Origin of the sequence: Paenibacillus sp. BGI2013, from assembly GCF_002843485.1 — a bacterium.
GTDB lineage: Bacteria > Bacillota > Bacilli > Paenibacillales > Paenibacillaceae > Paenibacillus > Paenibacillus amylolyticus.
The window spans coordinates 150,466-173,735 of sequence record NZ_PJFA01000002.1 but is presented as its reverse complement, the minus strand read 5'-3'; the positions used below and the strand labels follow the sequence as shown (position 1 = coordinate 173,735).

At 46.3% G+C, this 23,270-nt stretch carries 16 protein-coding genes; 3 read left to right on the top strand and 13 right to left on the bottom strand.

What is annotated here, in order from left to right:
* Positions 1-197: 197 nt before the first annotated feature.
* Both CXK86_RS04635 and CXK86_RS04630 read right to left on the bottom strand, forming a co-directional pair.
* Positions 198-1,124, bottom strand: a complete 927-nt coding sequence (locus CXK86_RS04635; protein ID WP_076252049.1) for an oxidoreductase — start codon at positions 1,122-1,124, stop codon at positions 198-200.
* Between the two features lie 60 nt (positions 1,125-1,184).
* Positions 1,185-2,093, bottom strand: coding sequence for a helix-turn-helix transcriptional regulator (locus CXK86_RS04630; RefSeq protein WP_076252051.1), 909 nt, complete (start codon positions 2,091-2,093; stop codon positions 1,185-1,187).
* A 69-nt stretch (positions 2,094-2,162) separates the two neighbouring features.
* On the opposite strand from CXK86_RS04630, the gene CXK86_RS04625 reads away from it, so the two are divergent.
* Positions 2,163-2,729 carry a dihydrofolate reductase family protein gene (locus CXK86_RS04625; RefSeq protein ID WP_076252052.1) on the top strand — a complete coding sequence of 189 codons (567 nt, stop codon included), beginning with the start codon at positions 2,163-2,165 and terminating at the stop codon, positions 2,727-2,729.
* A 117-nt stretch (positions 2,730-2,846) separates the two neighbouring features.
* Here CXK86_RS04625 and CXK86_RS04620 read toward each other — a convergent pair whose 3' ends face one another.
* Together CXK86_RS04620 and CXK86_RS04615 are read right to left on the bottom strand one after the other, a co-directional pair.
* Complete coding sequence (locus tag CXK86_RS04620) at positions 2,847-3,971, bottom strand: SGNH/GDSL hydrolase family protein (protein ID WP_076252054.1); 1,125 nt, start codon at positions 3,969-3,971, stop codon at positions 2,847-2,849.
* Positions 3,972-4,035: 64 nt separating this feature from the next.
* Positions 4,036-4,404, bottom strand: coding sequence for a DUF4180 domain-containing protein (locus tag CXK86_RS04615; RefSeq protein ID WP_076252056.1), 369 nt, complete (start codon positions 4,402-4,404; stop codon positions 4,036-4,038).
* 212 nt (positions 4,405-4,616) lie between these two features.
* Between CXK86_RS04615 and CXK86_RS04610 the strand changes: the two genes are divergently transcribed.
* A complete protein-coding gene (locus tag CXK86_RS04610) occupies positions 4,617-5,234 on the top strand; it encodes an NUDIX hydrolase (RefSeq protein ID WP_076252058.1) in 618 nt (205 codons plus the stop codon).
* A gap of 108 nt (positions 5,235-5,342) precedes the next feature.
* Here CXK86_RS04610 and CXK86_RS04605 read toward each other — a convergent pair whose 3' ends face one another.
* The 4 genes from CXK86_RS04605 to CXK86_RS04590 form a co-directional block, all read right to left on the bottom strand.
* Positions 5,343-6,236, bottom strand: coding sequence for a response regulator (locus tag CXK86_RS04605; protein ID WP_076252059.1), 894 nt, complete (start codon positions 6,234-6,236; stop codon positions 5,343-5,345).
* Positions 6,208-7,527: an ATP-binding protein gene (locus CXK86_RS04600; RefSeq protein ID WP_076252061.1), complete on the bottom strand. Its 1,320-nt coding sequence runs from the start codon at positions 7,525-7,527 to the stop codon at positions 6,208-6,210. Before CXK86_RS04600 ends, CXK86_RS04605 begins: the two co-directional genes overlap by 29 nt.
* Before the next feature lie 168 nt (positions 7,528-7,695).
* The gene (locus CXK86_RS04595) at positions 7,696-10,782 is read right to left on the bottom strand and encodes a hybrid sensor histidine kinase/response regulator (protein WP_245838446.1); all 3,087 of its coding nucleotides are present in this window, start codon (positions 10,780-10,782) and stop codon (positions 7,696-7,698) included.
* Positions 10,783-10,836: 54 nt separating this feature from the next.
* Positions 10,837-11,994 (bottom strand): response regulator, encoded by a 1,158-nt coding sequence (locus CXK86_RS04590; protein ID WP_076252065.1) that lies wholly within the window; start codon positions 11,992-11,994, stop codon positions 10,837-10,839.
* A 175-nt stretch (positions 11,995-12,169) separates the two neighbouring features.
* On the opposite strand from CXK86_RS04590, the gene CXK86_RS04585 reads away from it, so the two are divergent.
* Positions 12,170-12,667: a DinB family protein gene (locus CXK86_RS04585; protein ID WP_076252067.1), complete on the top strand. Its 498-nt coding sequence runs from the start codon at positions 12,170-12,172 to the stop codon at positions 12,665-12,667.
* Positions 12,668-12,804: 137 nt separating this feature from the next.
* Here CXK86_RS04585 and CXK86_RS04580 read toward each other — a convergent pair whose 3' ends face one another.
* From CXK86_RS04580 to CXK86_RS04560, 5 genes are all read right to left on the bottom strand, one after another.
* The gene (locus tag CXK86_RS04580) at positions 12,805-13,755 is read right to left on the bottom strand and encodes an SMI1/KNR4 family protein (protein ID WP_076252070.1); all 951 of its coding nucleotides are present in this window, start codon (positions 13,753-13,755) and stop codon (positions 12,805-12,807) included.
* Between the two features lie 213 nt (positions 13,756-13,968).
* Positions 13,969-15,594 carry a rhamnogalacturonan lyase B N-terminal domain-containing protein gene (locus CXK86_RS04575; protein ID WP_076252072.1) on the bottom strand — a complete coding sequence of 542 codons (1,626 nt, stop codon included), beginning with the start codon at positions 15,592-15,594 and terminating at the stop codon, positions 13,969-13,971.
* 252 nt (positions 15,595-15,846) lie between these two features.
* Entirely contained in the window at positions 15,847-16,719 is an 873-nt protein-coding gene (locus CXK86_RS04570) for an AraC family transcriptional regulator (RefSeq protein ID WP_076252074.1), read from the bottom strand.
* A 169-nt stretch (positions 16,720-16,888) separates the two neighbouring features.
* The gene (locus tag CXK86_RS04565; RefSeq protein WP_076252076.1) at positions 16,889-18,997 is read right to left on the bottom strand and encodes a TerD family protein; all 2,109 of its coding nucleotides are present in this window, start codon (positions 18,995-18,997) and stop codon (positions 16,889-16,891) included.
* 339 nt (positions 18,998-19,336) lie between these two features.
* Complete coding sequence (locus tag CXK86_RS04560) at positions 19,337-23,146, bottom strand: DUF8202 domain-containing protein (RefSeq protein ID WP_101313491.1); 3,810 nt, start codon at positions 23,144-23,146, stop codon at positions 19,337-19,339.
* Positions 23,147-23,270: the final 124 nt, after the last annotated feature.

The following is a 23,270-nucleotide window of genomic DNA, read 5'->3' as shown; positions in this document are numbered from 1 at the left end:
AATGATATGGCGGAAATGGATTTCACGCTCTATACAAACAACCGCCGTTGTTCATCACATGGACTCTGCATAGAGCGGATCGTGAAACTTGTTATGAAACGAATCATGGTAGCCCCCCATTCAGTTAATCTTATTCGTGCTGAAGAACTTTTAACTGTCTATTCCATAATAAGGTTTACTTTCCTTAATGGCAAAATCTACACGTCGAATCTGTAATATACCCCTGTTAATTCTTCTGATACGCTCCATAGCTTGTTTGAAATGTTAGCGTCATATAATTTTTCGATGATCTTAGCGCTCTTGGGATAGCCCTTAGTGCCGCCCATACCGCTGGGAGCAATATACTCCCCTCCCGTGATCGTCGGATCTGCTGCAGCATATAAGGTAGGTAATGCCCCCATATGTGCCGGTTGACTAATGATTTTCAAAAGACTGCGCATGAATATATTGGTCTGTTTCCCCGAACCGAAGGAAAATAGGTTGGTATGCGAAATTCCTGGATGAGCGGCGATACTCATGGAATCAATATGGGCGGAATTAAATTTATTCTGCAGCTCTTTCGCAAACATCAGATTGGCTAGCTTGCTTTGACTGTAGAACTTCATGGGATTATATCCTTTGGAGCCATCTAAATTATTAAAATCAATCGCACCATTATGAGCTGCCATACTACTTACAGTGACTACTCTCGATTTCGGAGTAGAGATCAATTGAGGCAATAGTAGACCCGTAAGCGCAAAATGGCCTAGATGATTACTACCAAACTGTAATTCAAAGCCATCTTTCGTCAACTGGAATGGAGGGTTCATAATTCCTGCATTATTAACGAGAATGGACAAAGAATCGTATTGCTCAAGAAAAGCGGCTGCGAACTTACGGATACTAGCTAAATCGCTAAGGTCAAGCTGCATAACGATTACCTCTCCAGCTACATGCACAGACGACTTTATTTTATTAGCTGCCTTTTCACCTTTTTCCAGATTACGAACTGCAAGGATAACTTTTGCGCCTTTTTCAGCTAACGCTAATGCCGTTTCATACCCTAACCCGCCGTTCGAACCTGTCACAATCACTACTTTATCGGATACAGTCGGGATGATGTCTTTAGTCCAAACTTCGCTCATTTGTCTACACACCTTTCTTATCTCTTCCTTGATACCCTAATATCCAGCGTTTGAAAGCTCTTATCCCCCACCATACTGGCTTAAACTCCGTTCCAGCATCCCTCTAACCTGCTGCTGCAGTTCGAGCGGAGACACCACCTTCACTTCCGGCCCATAGGAGAGTAACTTTCGTGCTGTAAAAGAAAACTCTTCAGGCGGAATCAGTCCGCGCCACTCATGGCCTTCAACTGACTTGAACAACACATCTGACGCAGCAATCCTTGCTCCAAATTCCGTGAATTGCAGCACCACTTCTACGCTTGCTCTATCTTCTTTGGCAGCTAGCCATGCCTTTAGACTTGGAACAGATTTATCCACTGATTCCATAACAACCAACTGCTGCATGCGATCCACCCGATACAACAATACACGATCCTTCTTCCGGGCTGGCATGTACCAATGTCCCTGCTCATAGTAGATGCCATAGGGAAAGACCTGTACTTTTTTAGGACCACTGCGGGCATGATACATAAATTCGATTTCTCTCTTTTCTACCGCTGCACCCAATATCTCGGTTGTTAAAGGCTCGGAATGCCCACCAGGATGCTGGACAAAGGTGATATGCTCTCTCATTCGCATAATCAGATCCTGTACATCTTCGGGCAAAGTAGAGAAATACTGCTCAGCCAGATGTTCACGCATGGATCCATATGGAAAATCAGGGACTTTCTGTAGATATTCCAGCATCATAAACAGCCCTAATGCCTCCTGTTGCGTTAATTGAAGAGGTGGCAAAATCCGATTGGGCAACACCCGGTATCCGCCGTTCACGCCAACTTCTGTGTACAAGGGAAAACCCAGCGCCTGCAATGCATCCAGATCGCGCTGGATCGTACGAACCGAAACGTCGAACCGTTCTGCCAGTTCCCGTGCAGTGAACTTCTGTCTGGAATCCATGAGACGCATGATCGCCAGTTTCCGATGATTCATGTATTCAACATCCTAACTACGTCAACTTTTGTCATAGTTAAAGTGTATCATACATTGTAGAAGGGAGCGATGAACATGTCTGATAACAAAACAATTTTGTACATTGCTATGAGTTTGGATGGATATATCGCAAGACTGGATGGTTCGGTCGATTGGTTATTTGATGTGGAGGGTGATGGTGGAGACAACGGGTATGCTGCCTTTTATGAAACGATCGGTAGCGTTGTTATGGGACGTTATACGTATGAAGAGGTGCTCACACTTTCCGATGATTTCCCCTATGCAGATCGGCCAACATATGTGCTTTCTCGCTCGGAACAGCCGCCCGCTTCGAATGTACAGTTTACAACCGAGGAGGTAGGTACGCTCATTCCCCGATTAAAGCAGACTTCTGATGGAGACGTGTGGATTGTGGGTGGCGGCATATTGGTTCAAGCTGTGTTAGCAAAAAAATTACTGGACGAGATTGAAGTCGCCATCATTCCCAAAATTCTTGGCGAAGGCATCCCCTTATTCCCGACAGGCACTGTGCCAAGTCAATTTAAAATGCTCCGAACCCAGACGCTCGGACAGATTATTTCGATTCGTTACGAGGTACAAAACAGCGACACAACGGATAAACCCTCGAATGTCTAGATGAGTAGAAAAGGGAAAGACCATTCTTGTGATAAATGGACCTCATAAAGTTAGACACCATCTAACCATTGGGGTACATTTCATGAAAGAGTGGTCTTTCCATCACCATGTATCAAGTTATCCTATCAATCCTCGTACATATTCCGCTAACACCTCTGCCGTCCTACGATGAGATAAATCGCCAGGATGGGTACGCGCCCCTACCGTCTCTTCGGTTGTATCAGGAAGCTGGATGATTGAGACCTTACGATCTCCTGTCCCCTTTGTATACGCATCAACCGCGCGGTAGATGGCAGGCATCATGGGAAAACCAAGCATGCCATAAGCCCATACGAGTTGTGCATCTGGATTGTTTTTCCGAAGTTTGAACAGGAACTGTTCCACCGCTTTCTCAAAAGCAGCCAGATCCTCTTCATGATAAGTACCATCTTCATTCAAACGCTGCTTGTACACCTTGCCCGTGTCGGGGTCTTTCCATTCCGGTGACTGAAATGCACCCCCATCATTGCTACCCAGATTCATGACTACCACATCCGGCTGCCAGGAACTAAAATCATGCTGATCTCCTGCGCCTAGCGCATCGTTACGTTCACCAGTAAGCAAGCCACAGACCTGTTCGTAATACTCGGGGATGTTCCCTTTTGGATTGTTATCCCAACTTGTCAGCACACCCCAGCCACTTTGCGAGATGACCCGATATTCTGCATTCAATGCCTCTGCTGTCATAAACGTATAATTATGTATGGCGCTGAACCACATCGGAATCCAATCTTCCTCCGCTTTCGCTCCAATCGCACCTTCGCCAGATGTAATACTGTCACCAATGAACTCGATCTTGTACGGTTTTTCCTGCACAGGCAGGAACGCTCCATCGGATTTCAACGCATGAATCTGCAAGGCACAACCCGGGTCACCACTCATCGCTTGAACATCTTTGACGATCCGTACATTCTTCACCACATCTGCGTTCATACCTCGTAATACACAGACCCAGTACCTTCCCGCCGTTAACATCTGTCTGCTCACCGGAACACCGTTGATCAGAATGCTGATCCATGACTCATACATGTCATACTGCGACTCTACCTCAACCCATAGTTCGGAGCCCCGTACATTGAGTTCGACTGCACTCCCCGTCCAAAATAACGTCAGCGGCGATCGCTCTCCAGTTGATCTGCCATGCACTTTAAGATTTCCGATCTCAGGCAGAGCATATACCTTTAAATTCTCATTAGATATCACGGTGCAAACCTCCTACGTTTGGCTCAGATTATAAGCAGGCTCTCTACATGCTTCAGATGTGCGCTTAACGGATATTATGCAACTTTTGAAGCGCTTCCTCTTTGTTTTTCAAAAAGAAAACATGCTTGCCATTGTTACACTCATAGATGAAATCTCTCAGGCTCTTGCTGTTATGTCCTTCGAAATCTCCCACAATAGCAAGCTTAACATGATAGTTCACGTACTTCTGCAAAATCTCACCTGCAAGCTTGGTTTTCAGTTCGAAGAACTCTTCCGTGATGTTCGATTTGTCGATAATGAGTTTATCGGCATCATCGCTATACCTTACCGAAGCCATCAAATCCAGTGCATCTTGAGCATTGTTGATGACGATGCCATCACTTTCAATAATGGCGACCTTGGAATTGCCTTGTTGATCAATAGTTATGTTCATTTCACTTTCTCCTCTTCTGGACATCGTTTCTTTATAATATCTCGCAGTTCTATATTAAAAAGCAATATTTGTAGAGTGCGTTTAATCATTAGTGTGATTCCCTAAATTTGAGTTGTCCTTTCTTAGTAGTTATAGACTGTAATTCATATGATATAATGGGGTTATTTCCTAACTAAACTAAATCTCGTGACTTGCGAAGAAAAGAGGAGTCCATGGACACAAAGTGGCTAGAATGGGCAAAACAGATTCAAGCTATCTCACAAACAGGTTTAACCTATGCCAAGGATGTTTATGATATCGAGCGATACGAGGAATTGAGGCGCATTAGTATTGATATCTTAAGCAACTATACTTCTGTTAACAAAGAGAAAATATCACTTACATTTGCAAGTGATTCAGGTTACGCAACGCCTAAAGTCGATATTCGCGGTGTTGTTTTCAGGGAAAACAAAGTGCTTTTGGTTCGAGAGAAATTAGATGGGGCATGGGCATTACCAGGGGGATGGAGTGACATCGGCCTATCACCATCAGAAGTAGCTGTGAAAGAAATTAAAGAAGAATCCGGTTTTGATGTTGTACCGATGCGGTTGTTAGCAGTATTGGACAAAAAATTCCATGGACACCCACCTGAGCCTTATCACGTATATAAGATGTTTATCCGCTGTGACATTGTGGGTGGGCATGCGGAAACAGGTGTAGAAACCAGCGCAGTTGATTTTTTTGCTATCGACGCTTTACCTGAATTATCATTGGAAAGAAATACGTTGGAACAAATTAAAATCATGTTTGAATTTCTTGAACAACCAGATAAAGAAGTCATTCTGGATTAAAATAGTAACCCCTTCAGCTTCCCGTCTTTGGTGAAGGTGACCTCGACACCGCCGATGGTCACCTTCCCGGGTTTTCATATCCTCCAACAGACAGAGGCATATGATGCCTCAATTATTCATCTTTTCAAGCGTCTCCATATAGAACACATGCAGGAACTTTTTGATATTAACCTTGCCTTTGTCACCTGCCTGATCTTCTTCCATGGATCTCATCTTCATTCGAACATCCTGGAAGTCAAAGTAGAGTGGCGCATAATGCTCAAACTTGTGGTTGCTATAATCGGTGAGTCCAATCGAGGCCATGTTTGTTAACGCGGCAATTACCGTTCTGCGAATGCGTTGTTCCATCGCCTTGCTCTCTTTCTCCACGTCTTTGGGCGTAGACTTATAAGTCTGGGCAACCGCTTCATAGGACTCCTTCAGCGGCGGCCACTCCGCGACCTGCTTCTGATCAATCGCATACTCCATGAGCGCAATGATGTCCTTGCTACCACTTTCTCCGATGATCCCCAGATCCATCAGAATGCTTCTTGCCGCATCTCGCACCGTACGACCTTGGGCAGGGGCCGGCGCTTCCACCAGATTCAATCGAGCCATCGACTGCTTGATCTCCAGCACGTAACGTTCGTACTTCCACTGGTCATTCACTTTGCTGAGCACATGCTCCACTTCCACCCGATTAATCGGTTTATGAATGAAGAATTCAATGCCGTTCTGGTAGGCCGCCCCCACCATCTCCTTGTTCTCCACCTGAGAGATCATAATGAATTTCCCGATATATCCGCTGTGCCGCAGTTTCGCTACCGTCTCAATTCCATCCTGATCCGGCATCAGCAGATCAATCAACACCACATCAGGACGCAGATCCATGATCATCCGTGCGCCTTCTATACCGCCCTCAGCCATGCCCGCAAGCTCACCGATACCACAGGATTCAATGATATCATGCAGCATGCTCCGACTCACCACATCATCATCCACGATCATGATAGAAAGTGTCATCGACATCGGCCCCCTTGATCAGATTTATTTTGGGAATAGCTATAGCAAATGTAGTCCCTCTCGCTCCCGGAGGCGCCGACTCTACCTTAATTTGTCCCGCCAACGACTGAACGATATCACGTACATGGGACAGACCAATGCCCGTCGCGGCAATGCCAACTTCATTGAACTTTGTTGTATAGCCCGGTTCAAAAATAACATCCCGTTTAGCTTGAGGTACGCCTTTTCCAGAATCCATCACGACGAAATGCACGTTTTCTTCCTGCTCATATATACGAATTCGAATCGTCCCATCATGCTCAATCGCCTCTACCGCATTGGCAATCAGGTTGTTCATTACTGTTAGAAGAGGAATGTAATACGGAGACTCACAATCATACTGTTGTTCGATGTCAATCTCCACCTGCTTATGCAGCATTTCGCTATATTTTCGGTTTGCTTTACTGGCAAAGTTCAGCACTTCAGACAGGCTCATGTTGACTGCTTTTTCATTATCATACAGCTTCAGCAGACCCGCCAGAATGCGTTGTGAATCCTTCTTCACTTCATGAATCTGCTGAGCGATGCCCAGGGTGCGCTGACTGTATTGATTCATGTCCTGCTCCCGGAGATCGCGATATAGATCATAACTATCAGCTGTAATGCCTTCGATCGTATTCATCGCTTTCTTCAGGTAAAAGACCTCGCCATACAGACCCGAGTTCACACTCAGCATCTGCTCCATCCGCTTCTCCTGCTCTGCATGTAATAGCCTCATCTGCCTCACCGCAATGCTGTTATATAGCCCAATCACAAAGTAACTTCGCAGACCACCTACCACAAGCAGATACAACCATTCCTTCATATAAAAGATATTGGTCCCGCTTAACATTCCGCGAAAAAGCAGCTCAACAAGATTAGAGGAGAAATCGATACATGTGATTAACCCGCCGAGCAGAAGAGGCTGCATCTCATGGAATCGATGCTTGAATTTGCTAAGCCCATAGGCAAAGACCACATAATACACACCTGCACCCAGATTGTCCCGCATGCTTTCCAGTATGGACACGCTCTGTACATGATTGATGAGATCTACCGACTGAAACAGCAAATTCGCGATGCCTGTCAGGATTCCTGTCTTCACATAAGACAAGTGTGGCATGATCATCAGCAGAAATAAAAGGATGCTAACCCCCAGCCCGATTCGGAAGTAATCTTCCCGGAACGGATTTATCTTGAATTGCGCCCCTACCGCAGTGGTAAAGGCAATGGCCGTCATCTGCACATTCTCATTTTTGACCCAATTGCGCATCGATCTCTTCACCCACTATAACAACGTTTAGCGCCCAATGCCGGAACCCGCGCTTCTAATGTTAAATATACTAACATATGAAAGAAGCATTAGAAATAATTAAAATTAGGGAATGAACTCGCAATTAAAACAAAAAGGCCGGAAGTTTTCACTTCTGCGGCCTTTTCCTTATATCTCATCCGGAATATCAAATGATACCATCGTGCCCTCACCCGGCTCACTTACAATCGATAATCCCTGACCATACCTTTGCAGCAATCTGCGGTTTGTATTCACAATGCCTATTCCGCCTTTTCCACCTGGCGTAGCATGTAGCAGCTCTGCAACCTTCTCCGGTTCGATGCCTTTGCCATTATCCTTCACCTCAATACGGGTATAACCCTCATGACGAGTGATGGATAGACATAACGTACCGCCTACATTGCGGCTTAATAGTCCGTGTCTGACGGCATTTTCAATCAAAGGCTGAATGGATAGCGGCGGGAGAAGCAACGGAAGGTCCGGCTCTACGTTTAATACCACCGACAATCGATCTTCAAATCGTGTTTTTTCAATAAAAAGATAGGCTTCAACGAGTTCCAGCTCATATGATAATTTCACCAGTTCCCCTGTGTTGAGATAGTTGAAGCTGATCCGTAAATAGGATGAAAAAGCATCGCCAAGCTTCCGCATATGCTCTGTATCAATATCACTTAAAACCATAAGTGAATTCAACGTATTAAACAGGAAGTGAGGCTGAATCTGAGCCTGTAAATACGCGGCCTCCATGCGCAGGCGCTCTTGGATAGACTGATTTAGCATGGTCAATGCACGTATCCGATATTTCAGTTCCACCGCATCTACAGGCTTCGTGACATAATCATTGGCGCCCGATGCAAACCCCGTGTAGATATCTGGTGGCTGACTTCGTGCCGTCAACAGCAGCACAGGAAGCTCAGACATCGAGAATTGTTCCCTCACCTTCTGGGTTAACTCGTATCCGGACATATTGGGCATCATCACATCTGTAATGAGCAGATCCCACTGACGTGTGCCGAGCAATTCCATCGCTTCCTGACCCGAACCCGCTGTAGTTATATCATATGGTTCCGTCGAAAGAATGCTGACCAACACATCCAGATTCACCGGATCATCATCCACAGCCAGAATGGTAGCTCTCCCCTCTTTTAACAACGGAGCCATCTCTGCTGTCGCCAAGGCTTCCGCGTCCCCCATACCTTGGCGGGGTAACAGGAATCCGCTAGGTGCATCTTCCATCATCTCGGCGGCCTGTTCCCATATCAGGGGAAGTTGTGACTGAGCCTGATCGGCGGCTTCATCTGCGAGTGGTAGATCGAAGCTGAATGCCGAGCCCTTTCCGAGTTCCGAGCGAACCGTAAGTGCCCCACCGTGCAGTTCTACGAGCTCTTTGCAGATGTTCAGTCCAAGCCCGATGCCTTGTCCATCACTGATTCCATACGACCCTTGTTCATACGGGAGGAAAATGCGCATCCGTGTATCTTCATCCATGCCAATGCCTGTATCCGTCACATGAATCAGAGCATGTCCTTCACGAATTTCGGCACTTACGGATATCGTTCCTTCCTCTGTATGTTTAAGCGCATTATGCAGTAGATTATACAAAATCTGAACAAGCCTTTCTTCATCAGCCATGACCTGAGGGAACGATTCCGGAATCTCCATATGAAGGCGGACTGGTTTTCGTTCTGCCATGAACTGCAGCATGGCGATAACGCCGGGCACAACCGACTGTATGGAAAGAGGCCCCTGACGTAACTCAATGCGGTGCTCCTTCAGCCGGACTACATCCAGTAGATCACCAAGGAGATGTGACATCCGTCGACCGATCGTAATCAGCAACTCCATATCCTCCAGGCTCCGTTCATCCAACCGGTTTTTCTCTCGGGTGACCACGTTGTGAGCGATGTTAATGATCCCGTGCAGCGGGGTCCGCAGTTCATGTGATGTATTCGCCAAGAATTGATCTTTAATTTTGTCGCCCTTCTGCAGCTCTGTATTCAGCTTCATATTCTCCCTGACATTCCTGAAGTATTTCTTGAACCAATAGGCAGAGAAGCCCGTAATCGCAAAGATGATGTCGATAGGATAATAGACAGTTGTCACATCTTTGGCTGTCTCGGCCACACTCCATATCAGGTTGGATGTAATACCTCCTGCAGTAAGCAGCAGAAAAACAATATCCCGGTCCGCCTGTTTCCTGAAGATCATCGTTCCGACGATGTATAGAAACCAGATCATGGATACAAGAAAGAACAGGTTAATAACGTTGTAATGGATCATGGCATAGGTAATATGAATGGGCACCACCACAATCACGGCCGTATAGATCAAGGTCATGACAACATGCCACTGTAGCCATGCCTTTCGTACATGAACCATCGTTAATCTCTGGAATAACAGAAGGATACAAGCATTTTGCAGCAACAATGAGATCAATCGAATTTTAATGCCCCAGGTATAATTAATAGGAAGCCATAACATCAATATATTGTCATGACCCATCGTAACCGTGATGCCAACAGATAAAGTTAATACGGCTCCAACCAACAAGGAACGTTCCTGTCGATTAAATGCGTAAAGAATACAGGCATACATGCCGTGGAGGAGCAGAACCAGAAAGGTGAGCATCTGAAAACCAATGGAATACCAACGCGAAAAATCAACGGCTGCCTGTGAACCAAAGCGAACAGGTTTGCTAATTCCGCCCATATAAGGGCTGTCGTAATTGGCCACGCGTATCAATAACTCAATGGATGTTGTTCCTTCCTGATCATAGGTCGCTGTATACGAAGTACTTCGGGGTATATATGTACTGCTATCCACGGAGATCTCACCCATGCCCCCGTCCGCGTCTCCATTCATCTCGATCTCGGAGGAACTTCGAATCCCCTTGAACCAAAAGGTAACAGGCGTCTGAAGTGGATCTGTCAAAATACGCAAGCGATATGTTCCGTAACCGTACGAACCCTCTTGTTCCTGACTCTGTCCACTCCCCCAGTCTCCTGGGACCTGAACACTCTTCGCACCGCCATTCCTCTTCGCAATATCTTGTTGGGTCAGCAACTCATCCGGGTAAATTTCCCATTCCCCATTCAAGTACATGACAGGGGAATGATCCAGATCCACATCTCTCAAATCAAGCACCCCGTTAACGGCGCGATGCTCATCTACTGTGTGGAATAGCTCAGACCATACCGAGCGCATGCCAATTAACACTCCAAAAATGATTAGCATGATGAACAAATATCTGTAACGGTCCATACGTTTCGTTTGAAGTAATTTCATTAATTATTTTTTCATGACTTTGGTTAAACCGAGCTTCCAGTCCTGATACCATTCGGTAATGTCCTCACTGATCGGTATCTCCAAATCTTGCTCCATTCTGGTGGTTAAGAGACGATACTGCTCCTCCACACCGAGATCGTTGTGCATTTCATCATATAACTTCATTAGCATAAAATAACTTTCTTCTTCATCCGGAAGCATATGCTGGATACGTTGTGTACTCTCGACCACTTTCTCCGCCAGCCCATGCTGCTGGTAATACAGACTTAGTTGTCTCATATGATACAGCCACAGATAGCGTAATCTTTCTCGCTCAGGTTCAGCCCACATGTATTCATAATTGCCAAGATAGGTACCCTTATATAGATGAAGCGCTTGCTCATAGGCATGAACGGTACTTGCGTCTACGACTTTCCATTGCCTGATTTCCCGTTCCCACTGCTCACTATCCAACTGAGCCTCACCCAATTCGAGTCGATAGCCTGCCTCCAGGTGCCCGCTCTGAATCGTGATCATATCCATATTGCAAGTTTTCAGGGTTTGGCGGACATGATACATTGCAGTGTAGAGTTGGTGTGTCGTCTTCTCTTCTTCCATTCCCGGCCACAGAAGCTCCAGCAGAACACTGCGATGGATGACCTGGTTCCGGTGGTGAAGCAAGTATGCAAACAGCTCCTGCGCCTTGCTTGTACGCCATTTGGCAACCTGAATATCCTTTCCCGGAAGCTTAAACTGAATCTGATTAAAACAGCAAATTAAAGGTACGTTTGTATCCTTTGACCGCTGCTCGCGTTTTACGCTCAGTTTCTCTCTTACGCGGCTCACCGTCTGCTTCAATCGATCCTTTTGGATGGGCTTCATCACATAATCCAAAGCCTGTAATTCGAAAGCATGCACCGCATATTGATCGTAACTGGTCACAAATATAATTTCGGTGCCCGGTGTTGCCGCCTGAATCTGTCTTCCCAGATCCATACCATCCATCTCCGGCATATGAATATCCAGAAATACAACATCAGGACTGTGCTCCACAATACCCGCCACAGCCTCTGTTGGATTCATATATGTAGCGATAATTTCAATGCCGCTTACTTCTTTTTCTAGTGATTTTTGAAGGCCTATCAACGCTAGACGTTCGTCGTCAACCAATATCACTTTCACAGGAGCTTCCTCCTCGACCCTGAGGTCTTGAGATTTATTTTCACTATTATATCATAGGCATTTTAAGTATTGAGGGTACTTGGTTATCCATTTTTAATTTTTAGCAATTTAATTGTATAATACTAAATAGAAGACAGGTTATCAGATCCGGTCTTGGAAGAGAGGAAGGTACCATATGTCAGATGTTAATCAAAGCTTTGGGCAAGCCCTTGTCAAATCATTAGTGGGGGAACGCGGTCATATCCGCATCGCCCGTGCTCTACCCGATATCGATGTCACACTTGCTGCTCGTACGCACGATGCCATGCCATATACGATCTATCAGTTGGTGAAGCACATGCATTATTGGCAACAATTCATGCTCGATCACTTGGAAGGACGCAAACCACAGCTCCCTGCTAACGTGAGTGAGAGCTGGCCTGAGGAGAAGGGTCCACAGGACGAAGCCACGTGGAAGGCAGATATTCAGGCATTCTTGGATGGAGTTGATCAAGCCATAGCCATTGCAGAAACTGCACAATTAGATGATCCACTGCTCTATTTCCCGGGTGAAACTAAAGCAGGACTTCTGCGCAATATCGCATCCCATAACTCGTACCATCTAGGGGAGATTGTTCTGCTGCGTCGCTTCTACGGCGCATGGCCGCCTCCAGGTGGCGGATATCCGGCGTAAACCGGAAAGATTCCGATAGAACGAAGCAAGCCGCAAGGGAATGTATCTCCCTCGCGGCTTGTATTGTTTTTACCACACTCTACATTGTCTAGTTAGCACTAGTATAGAGGCGCTTCAACACAATGATATTATTCATACTAGACTTCTGGAGTCATCAGCCCTTGGATAAACGTCTCAAAGTTCGGTGCCAGCGGAATGATCTCTTTGGGATTCTCCCTCTTCACATAAACGACCTCAGGTTCTCCATCATTACCGAATGAACGATAATCGAGCATGATAACCCCCGACTCCGAAGGAGATACTGCGATGACCACACCAATCTCCGGATAACCTTCACGTTCAATCAAATTCCAGCTGCCTTGTACACCAGCTAGTGTGCGAGGTTTCTCACGGCCAATGCCCAGTATACCTTCAATTTCAACATAATCCGTAGCTCCCGTATCTGTGTTGGCTACAGGGAAATATCGATTGTACGGAATGCCACCGTTATGTAGCTTCATCATCTCAATGTAGGAGGCAGGGAGTCGGAACACCAATTGCTCCTCCACAGACTCAATGAGACCATCACTTGGCGGATTGGACACATAGTGCTCCAGTGCCTGCTCACTATCGTTCCAGAATTCGCCGGATTCCGGTCTGGGAACTGCTTCAAAGGTCGCTACAACGTCAACGGGTACATGGAATTCTCCAACAGCCTCTGGATCCGTTTCAACTTCAGGTTCAGATTCGGACGGCTCCTCCATTTTGCTTCGAATCCATCCCAGAAACTCCAGCGTATCTTCATCCTCAGGGTCCAATTCATCCGCTCTTTCAAACGCCTGCAGCGCATGCGCGTATTGCTCCAGATAATAATAAGCCAGTCCAATCCGATAATGCCAGAGTGGGTCACCTGTGCCCTCTTTAGCAACCGTCAGGAATTGTTCAACCGCTTCTTCATACTGTTCCAAGTTATTCAGCGCTCGTCCCAAATGGTTAACCAGCTCATAATCTCTTTCTTCCACAGGAATTGCTTGAATTGCATCTACAATTTCCTGAAATTCATCTTCTTCATGCCACTCTTGCAATTGAACCAACAGATCGTCTCTCATTCTCTTTTCCTCCCGTTCATTTACTCATGATTACGTCTTGAAAATTATACCACTATCCGGATCACCATCTCCAGCAAAGCAAAATCCTTAGGGATCTCATGAATCGATATCTTTTCATTTCGGATGACAAAGCTAAAAGAGGTAACCTGAACCCGGTTAAGAAAACCAGGCAGGCCACCTCCTCTATTCCTTCCACTATATTGAATTCTTCATTCAATTCAGCAACTCAACACAGTCATAGACCCAGCCTGCACTTAACCAGTTACCCAAGTCACTTGAACCGCTGATTGGCGTAATCGTGATGGTATTGGAACCATTCACGAAGTAGGATGCTGGAACATTCCAGCTAAAGGTTGTGTTGTTCCCACGATACGTACCAATGGTGAAGCTACGAGAATTGGGCTGTGAAGATGCAGCAGGATTGGTTAAAGCATGTCCATTAACCGTTACACTCGGTCTACCATTATTGTAAGCTGCGGTAATACCGATGTTGAGCGTATGAGAAGATGCCGCTTGAGATGCATTCAAATTAAACGTTATTGTGGTTGGAGAATTCTGACCACGGAACTGGATTGCCGGGAATCGATTGGTCGCACTACCGGTAGCATAGGTGACAGGTCCCCAGCTTGGGTTGCGACTATCGGAAGGGTGACGGATCGGAATCGTCTGTCCATTCAGCAACTCCCGTGGTGTACCATCCCAGTTGCCGATTCGCCAGATGTTAGAGGCTTTACTTGGGTCATTGTTGATCGTACGTGTATTCAGAGTCGTCGTTTGCCCTGCCGTGACATTAACCGTTTCCGTATATACGGCTAGTTCTCCCTTATAAGCTGTCATAGTGTACGTGCCCGGGATCATGCTGTATTTGGCTGCCGCGCCACTTGAAGACGTCCCCACCCAATACTGGGCATTGTTATTGGCGAACCCAATTGTGTATGCATAACCCGTATCCATCCCGGAGAGGCCATTAAGCACTACGTTCCCCCGACTGGATACCCAACCCTGCAGATTCAGACCAGACATCCAGCTGAAATCGGGTACACTTGGCGTACCACCTGTGGTGAAGATCAAAGCATACGGCCCATGCAGACCCAGGCGCCAATTCTCCGTCTGTGCATGTCCCGAGTTCATATAGTTATATACTTCCGTCTCGGTTCCACTTTGGAACTGGATGTCGCGGAAGAATGGACCACCAGAGCTTTTTTCCCGATTGCCGTAGGCCATAAATACACCGACGCCATTCCCCGTAACTCCACGAACGGATAAATCTTTGGCCTGATCATTACCATAATATTTGGAGGCCGACTGTCCATTTGCAAACCCGAACACATCCTGACTTTCAATCGCTCCGGTGTTGCCCCTGTTGTTTGAATTCGCCGGAACACCTGTCAACACACTACCATTACCGCGGAAAATGTACCGCAGCTCCCCGATCGAAGGTTGAGCTGTGATATGCGTGGCCATGTATATGATGTTCTCCCCACCACGCGAAGCATAATAGTGAGTCAGTGTGCTTGTGGATACCGTGATTAACACGGTTGATCCTGAAGGAGAAGTATTCCAAGTCACATTGGCAGATGAGCCCAAACCTGAGCCGATATGCGACCCTCTGTTGCTGTTCAGCTCCGTACCGTTCATTTTGGCCGAGATAATATCCCCATTGGTTTTGTTCACCACATAGACTAATCCTGATCCGGTGTTTACTTCAATTCTGGAGCCGTTATCGGTCACATTAATGGTTGCCGCGTGTCCGGTAGATGCAGGGTATACAACAGCTGTTGCGATCATAACGATGATTAAAAACAAACCAAGCGCCTTTCTCACTATACTTTTGGTCATGAGTAATTCCCTCCTTGGAACTCATTTAATAAAGCGCTTACATTATAATATATAATAACTGACACTTCCGTCGCCCCCCCCCTTTTTAAATCACTCTTCTACATACAAGTATTCTTACAATTCCAATAAAATAATACCATTATATTACATAAATTTGCAATGAAAACGGCACGTATATCCGATAGCAAATTCTGAAAACAAAAAACGCAGCTTCAAAAAGCTGCGCCCGCAGATACTAAGCTAGAGACAGTATCATCTCTTCCGAATAGGTATCCATATCTCACTTCTATATTGCTCTACAGTAACATCCTTGTGCTCATTCCATAACATTTCCGGACCCTCACTCAGCTCATAATCCGATGAGGGAAACCACTCTGCGTAGATCCGGCCCCACACCTCCTGAAGCGTGCTTGGAAACGGACCCACGACGGTAAATACAGCCCACGTTGAAGCAGGAACCTCCAGCTGTTCCAGTCCTTCAGGCGTATCCTTTGTCGTAGCTGCACCAATGTAATGATCCAGTTCTCCCTGTTCCGCCATCCGTCCCTCACTGAAATGGGCTGAAGCACTGATTAAGCCCATAGGTTGGACGTTTGATGCCCCCTTGATCGTATCAATCAATTCCGGTGTGAGACTCTGGTACATCGCAGCGATCTCCGGATTAACCCCGTTGAATACGATTGGCACCCTTTTACGAATACCCACGATTCGAAAAGCTTCTTTGTCTTCAATGCGGTAGTTCATTTCGCTTCCTCCTTGAATGGTCAGTTGAAATGTCATCCGTGGAAAGGCTTTAAGGGATGGGCCATGGTTTCGCGCTTCGGAGGGCGTAGTGTCATGCATGCTTTGAAATGCCCTAGTGAAAGAATCCGGCGATGTATACCCGTACTTTAGCGCAATATCAATGATTTTGCTGTCACTGTGGCTTAACTCCATGGCCGCAAGTGTCATGCGGCGACGCCGAATATATTCCGAGAGTGTTACACCACTAAGAAAAGAGAACATGCGTGTAAAGTGATACTCCGAGCAGCAGGCAATTCGGGAAATCTCCTTCATGTCCACGACATCCATCAGATGCTCCTCAATATGATTCAAGGCTTCATTTAACCGCCTCAGCGTATCCATATCATCCCTCCCACGTTAATTTAAGCTTAGCAAAGTCATTCTCTTTGCATCCGACATTACCTGCACCATTCTGTAGGCTCTTTGCACCCAAACCAGAAAAAAAGAGCAGCATCAGCTACTCTTTTCTAACCTTGATATTCACATATCGCCAGTAGTCAGGTCAAACAGGTCAAACCAGATACTCCGCCATAATCTGCTCGATATCATAGGGTGTAATACCTTGATCCACCGAATAGATTGTATCCGCTTGATCTATTGTATCCACCAGTTCTCCTCTAGCTTTCGCGTGGAGCATGAACAAGTCGTGCAGATCGGGTTTGCGTAAATTCGTTAGTGCTTTACCCATCAGCACGATACCTTTCTGATTCCCCTCTACGTTATTGTAGTATTCCGGATATCTGGTCAGCGCCAGGTCTGTCCAGATGACGGTGCGTTCGACCAGGTCCATAATCACAGGGATCGCAATCTGCGTATCCGCGGTAATATCGATTTTGTTCGCTACGGTAGACGGTTCGAAAATCTCGCCAGACCCCGGCTTCTTCAGCATCATCCACCCTACAAAACATTCCGGCAGATCACAATACGGATGACTGGTAAACGATAGCAGTGTCGCCACCACATATCGTCCACCATAGGCCACGATGGATGGAATATGCAGATCAATGAACTCACTTGCGCCATAAGGTGCGGTCACGATATCTCCGCTATGGACAGCCTTATAGTTAGAGGATCGCAGATTCGTATAGGAAATATGCTCCACATAGTTCCAGTCCTTATCGTACATCACCGCAGACAAGTCAATGTCCACGCGCCCTGTAGACTTTCCATCCACGTCCCCCTCTTTCCACCAGTTGAAGAATCGAATGGTATCTCCCTCGGCCATCGGCACACGACTCCCACGTACGATAGTATGCAGAGCCTTGCTCGCCGATCTCTGGGAAAAGGGCACCAGATAATCATGAAGCTGTGGATCGACATAAGTCTTTCCAAGCGGGGCAAGGGCAGCGAAGCGCTCTACCAATGCCTGTTCGCACAATTGCACGACATTCTGACACGTGGCTTCATCGATCTCTGGCAGCTCATTCGGAACAGCAAAAGCTTTGGCTACATTGCCTTTCGGGAAGAAGACACGCAGATCCTGCGGTTCATTACGGTGGGCAAAATGCTGTCTTACCTGCAATAACACCGGGGTAGATACTTGCTCCAGTACCTCACCAAATGCCAGCAGTACATACGCTTCATCTTCGGTCATCCGCAGCAAGTGATCCAGTCTTCTCGCGAATTCACCTGGACGCTGTGACAACAGATCGATCAGACTCCATACATTCCGATATTGGAAGGCAAGCTCCACACTTCCGTTGAAGGTCGAATAAGGCTTATTATTACGCAAAATATCAAAGGCTTCTTCGCATCGTGGATACCGAAGCTTATATTCCGAAGGATGCAGAATTTCGCCAAGGCGAATCCAGCGATCCTTATATCGCAGCATATCCTCCGTCATGGAGCCACATTGCTCCAATAATCCGAGCAAAAGGCGTCTCTCGCGGCGTTTGAATTTCCGGAAGGGAGAAGCCGCAGCGAGGCTAACATCACCATCGGACCAGGCAACAGCCAGACGCAGGACATCACTTGCCGTTTTGAAATATGGACCGATCCGGTCGATGTTCGCTTTTTCATGCTTCAACAGCGAGGCAACCACAAAGCCCACATTTTCTTTGAACGGAATCTCATTGGGTAATAGCGCATCCACGTCTTCCGGGTCTGCATGCTCCAATACCGTGTCGATATCCGCCTTGTCTGTTTCCGAGATGGAACCTTTTGCTTCAATGATCTGACGGATGAGTGTCTGGAATGCTTGCTGGTTTCCCAAACCAATGACTTTCAAGTCCGTCTTCTCCAGCAAAGGCATTCGCTCCAGAGATTGTTGATCCGGACAGACCACAGTCAGGTTGGTCAGATAATGAATAATCGCATTGAGATATAACTCGGCCTCATCCGCTTGCATCACCTGCATCGGGAATCCTGCATACATCGGTGTGTACTTCACATGTGCGCCGACCATGACTCTTAGATCAGCCACGAGTTGATGATACACTGTTTCAAACAGTTCCTTGGACAGCTGCCGCATCGCCTGCATTAGCTCATCCGAGAAGGTGTATCCGAGTGCTTCAATATTTTTGAGGGCAGTCGCCAGATATGTCTTCGGCAACTGTTGTTTCCCTTCGTTTGATTCGATAATGAGTTTGTTCGCTCTGCGCAAATAGATTGTATTGTTCATGATAAAAGAGTCCAGGAAAGCCACATCCCTATATAACGTGAAAGGTTAGGGTTAGAAGGAAGGAATGTGATAGCCTGGACGCCTCCTCTCTGAAATAAAATCTTCAGGAGAGCTGCGACCCTATGATCTCCAATGATTGTAGAAGGAAGGATCGCAATAGCCTGAAGGCCAGCAGTTCAAAGTTTGTCACCCGAACCTCTGGTGAACCCATCATCTCAGATTCCACGATCTGCCAACAGGGCGAAAGTATTACGACATGGATTTAAGAATTTAATAAAAATGGAAAAAAGCCTTTGCCGACCCCCAATGTCAGCAAAGGCTTTTCATTTTAGATTGTGTTTATTGATCAATCAAGTTTGTTACTTTCAACATTCTTGCAATCAATGCAGTAACCTCGGCACGAGTCATCGTGGTCTTTGGACTCAGCACCTCCGGCCCGTTACCTTGGATGATTCCGGCTGCAATCAACTGGGCTACATCTTCTTTCGCCCAATTCGATACATCCGCTGCATCACTGTAACGTTCCAGTTCAGAGTTCATCTGATCCGGGCTAATTGCCGCTTCCGGTTCAATCAGACGATACGCACGAGCAACCATGGCAAATCCCTGCTCACGTGTGATCTCCTGATTACCGTTGAAGTTCCCATTATCGTAACCGCGAACGATACCGAATTCATTGGCAAGGGCTACCGCAGAGCGGAACCATGCGGAATCGTTAACGTCAGGGAATAGATTCTGTGGTGCATCCTGACGCATTAAGCCCAGTCCAAGCACAACAATCTCGGCAAACTCAGAACGAGTAACCTGACGGTTCGGTGAGAATGTGTTATCTCCGTTACCTTGCAGATCTAATCTCGCAGCGATGTTGTTCACATCAATTTTACCCCAATGGGATCTGGCATCTTCAAAATCCTGCGGGTTCCAGATAACCGAGTAACTTCCGCTGCTACGCAAGTCATTAATGAGCGCGTAGTAACGACTACTGATCTTCGTGACAACCGTTGGTACATGGAAGATGCTACCGTCCGGATTAATGATTACGCCTGTAGTAATCCGGTTCGGATCGATACCTTCCGGAAGTGCAATATACTTCGGTGCATAACCGTTCAGCTGGCCGGATCGCACGGTCTGTCCATCTTTCGTAAACGTCAGATCCAGATCAACCGGTGTGACAAGTAGCTCGTATCCTTGGGATGCGGCTCTTGTCTCAGCGCTGTCAATCAAAGCATCCGAGGAACGTGCGATATCAACATGGACATCAATATCATTCAACGCTGCATTACCAAGCTGTCTGGACACACCATTCACGTCCATTTTACCGCCAGGTACCGGATAGATTGCCAGCGGATTGCTAATGTTCAGTTTGGAACCTTGATCCACCAATTGTTTCAGTGTTTCGAGGGTTAAACCGTCCACCTTCATATCCCCATCATTCGGTGAATGAATGGCGAACTGCTGGCCTGTGCCTTGTGACATGGCAACATTCAGCTTGGCTGGATCAACTTGAACCAATGTTTCTTTGTTATTAGATGGTTTGGATGTAGCAAATGGTTGATGGCTACCATCCCGTGTTGTTTCCAAATTATCCTTCACGGGTGCCGGAGTTGGCGTTGGTACTGGCGCAGGTGTAGGTGCTGGTGCTGGTGTACTTCCGCCGTTACCTCCCGTATTTCCACCGCCGCCATTGTTGCCTCCACCATTGTTACCATTGTCACTGGATGCTCTAGTCACGTTGATTTTATACGCCGTAACATTTCCAAGTGAATCGGTTACTCTAACAACGATCTTATTCCCACCGACTTGAAGCGGTAGATTCTCACTTACACTGCCACTTGAAACCTCGTTCCATTCTCCATCTCCAACAGCTATTTCAATCTTCGCAAGTGGATCAAGTGCCGTTGGCGTTAACTGAAATTGATATACGCTATTCGGAACAGAGATGGTGTACGTGTCTTTAGCCGGATCAAAGGCCGGGGACAAGCTTCCCACGGAAGGGACCAGCGTCTGCAACGTAGATTCATCTGTACCAATTACTTTGGTAAGTCCCGTTCTAGCGTTAGTCAGATCCTGAAGTGCCTTATCTACCAGCGCTTGAGTCGCTGTCGGTTCATTTAACACTCGCTCTGCTTCATTCATCGCAACTTTGAGTGCTTCCCAGCTCGCTGGTGTGTACGCTGACTCTTCGAGGCTTTCACCTGTAATTTCAGTTACTTTCGCTTGCAAAGCTGATTTATCTACAACAGGTACAGATGTTGTAGGGATTAAGCCCGTTCTTGCATCAGTCAGATCCTGAAGTGCCTTGTCTACCTGCGCTTGATTCGCTGTCAGATCATTAAGCACTCGATTTGCTTCGTTCCTTGCCTCTTCAAGTACTGTCCAGCTCGCTGGTGTGTACTCCTCTTCGTCCAGTTCGCCTGTTTCGATCTTATCTTTAATCTCATCGATTTTGGCTTTCAACTTCGCCTTATCAATAACAACATAACTTTTCGAATTTGATGCTTCTGAATCTGAGTAGGCTGGATTGTTCGTCTTCGCTGTTACTGTCACCGTGTAAGTTCCAACTTCTAGCGATGGTACCAATTGCGACAGGTTAAGCGCCGTTCCGGTTACTTCCTCCGTCCGCTTCGTACCGTCTTCCAGTTCAATCGTTACTTCATATTTATCTGCATGCTCAACTGCTTCCCATTTCAACTCATCGTCAATCAGTGTAATGTCTGGCGCCGTCAAAGGAGCAGCAACTTCTGCTATCGTAAAGTATGAATTCAGACCAAAATTGGAGGTATTTATGCTTACTTGGCCATTTTCAATTAAATGGAACGATTTTGGAGCATCAAATTTTGCATCATCACTAATTACTAGATATCGAGGCAACTCCGTCGAGCCACCTTTTTTGTCTAGTTGAAGTGTAATCTGTGTTTCAGTCCAGTTTGATTTCTGTATTTTGTAGATACGCTTCATCATAAGCAGTTTTTCTTTATCATTAGTAATCGGTGTTACGAAATCGGTATTTTTCTCCCCATTGTCACCGAATGTAAAGAAAGAAGAATTTTCTGTTATTTTATTTTCATTAGCAGAATTCGTATCCTCGATACTGTTGCCTAATGCAATCGTCAATATCGAATCTTCTTCCTGCGCTTTGGCTTGTTTCTGCATCAAGCCGCTCTGATCATCTCGACCGATGCTTGTAACGCGGTGGGTATAGACTTCGTTCTCCTGGGCATCCCAGATCGTAGTCATGTTTGAATCGACATATGAATTTGCTGTCGTCTGATCAAGCGTATAGCCGTATTTGATCGCCAGATATGTGCTGACTTTTTGGCGTTCTGCGTCCGTCAGAGCATGGTCAAATACGATGATTTCTTCAATCGTACCCTCCCAATGCCCACTATTGGCCGCAGTTGCCGGAATTAGCTTACCAACTACGGCTCCGTCCGAGTTACCAGTATTCCATGCCTTAGCATTATCTTTTCCCCAACCACTCAGTTCCTGTACCTGCTTCATTTTACTGTACAATCTAGCTTTATTCGTTCCAGTGTCCCCACCTGTCCAAGTAACAAATAGCTCTGTCGGGAATGTCATTCCCATGAACTTGTCGGGAGTGTACAAAGTCTGGTTAGGGTCACTGTTAAATGTTGTCAAGCCGCCCCTTGCGTCAACTTGAAGCATCCCCATACCCGTATAACCACCCGTTTGTACTCCCCATGAAATAATATAATTGAGGCCTCCCGTTTTATTGGTTCTACTAACGGTAATGATCGATCTGGGGCTCTTCCCTTGAGGAAGCTTACTTACATCCAGATTCATAAAACTACTCGTGCCGTTATATTCCAATACCGGATTGAAATTGATATTATGACTCTTATCATCCCAATAGGTCGGTTGATTAGCTTCAGTACTTTGGGTTGCATTGTTTATTTTACTGCCTTGATCTTCCCAGATACTCACCTTTTCGCCGCTGGCAACTCCGTTTACCCGCTCTGGTCGTAGCCATAGTGAAGGGGATCCAACTCCGCCCGGACCAACAGGAGTCTGGTTAGTCGACTCCGCTTGAGCCAAACTCATGGGCAACGTTCCAATCGCCAGAATAAAGGAAAGAACCAGCATGGAAATTCTTTGCCATGGTTTCTTCCGGATTTTTGCTGTGTACATAGTTTCCTCCTACTTAATATGTTATTTTTGGACTGCTTACTGACTCAAAACATCATATCTACCCTCATCTTGCTTATTCTACACATGGCCTCTTACCAAACTCTTACCAAACCTTTCACTAGCA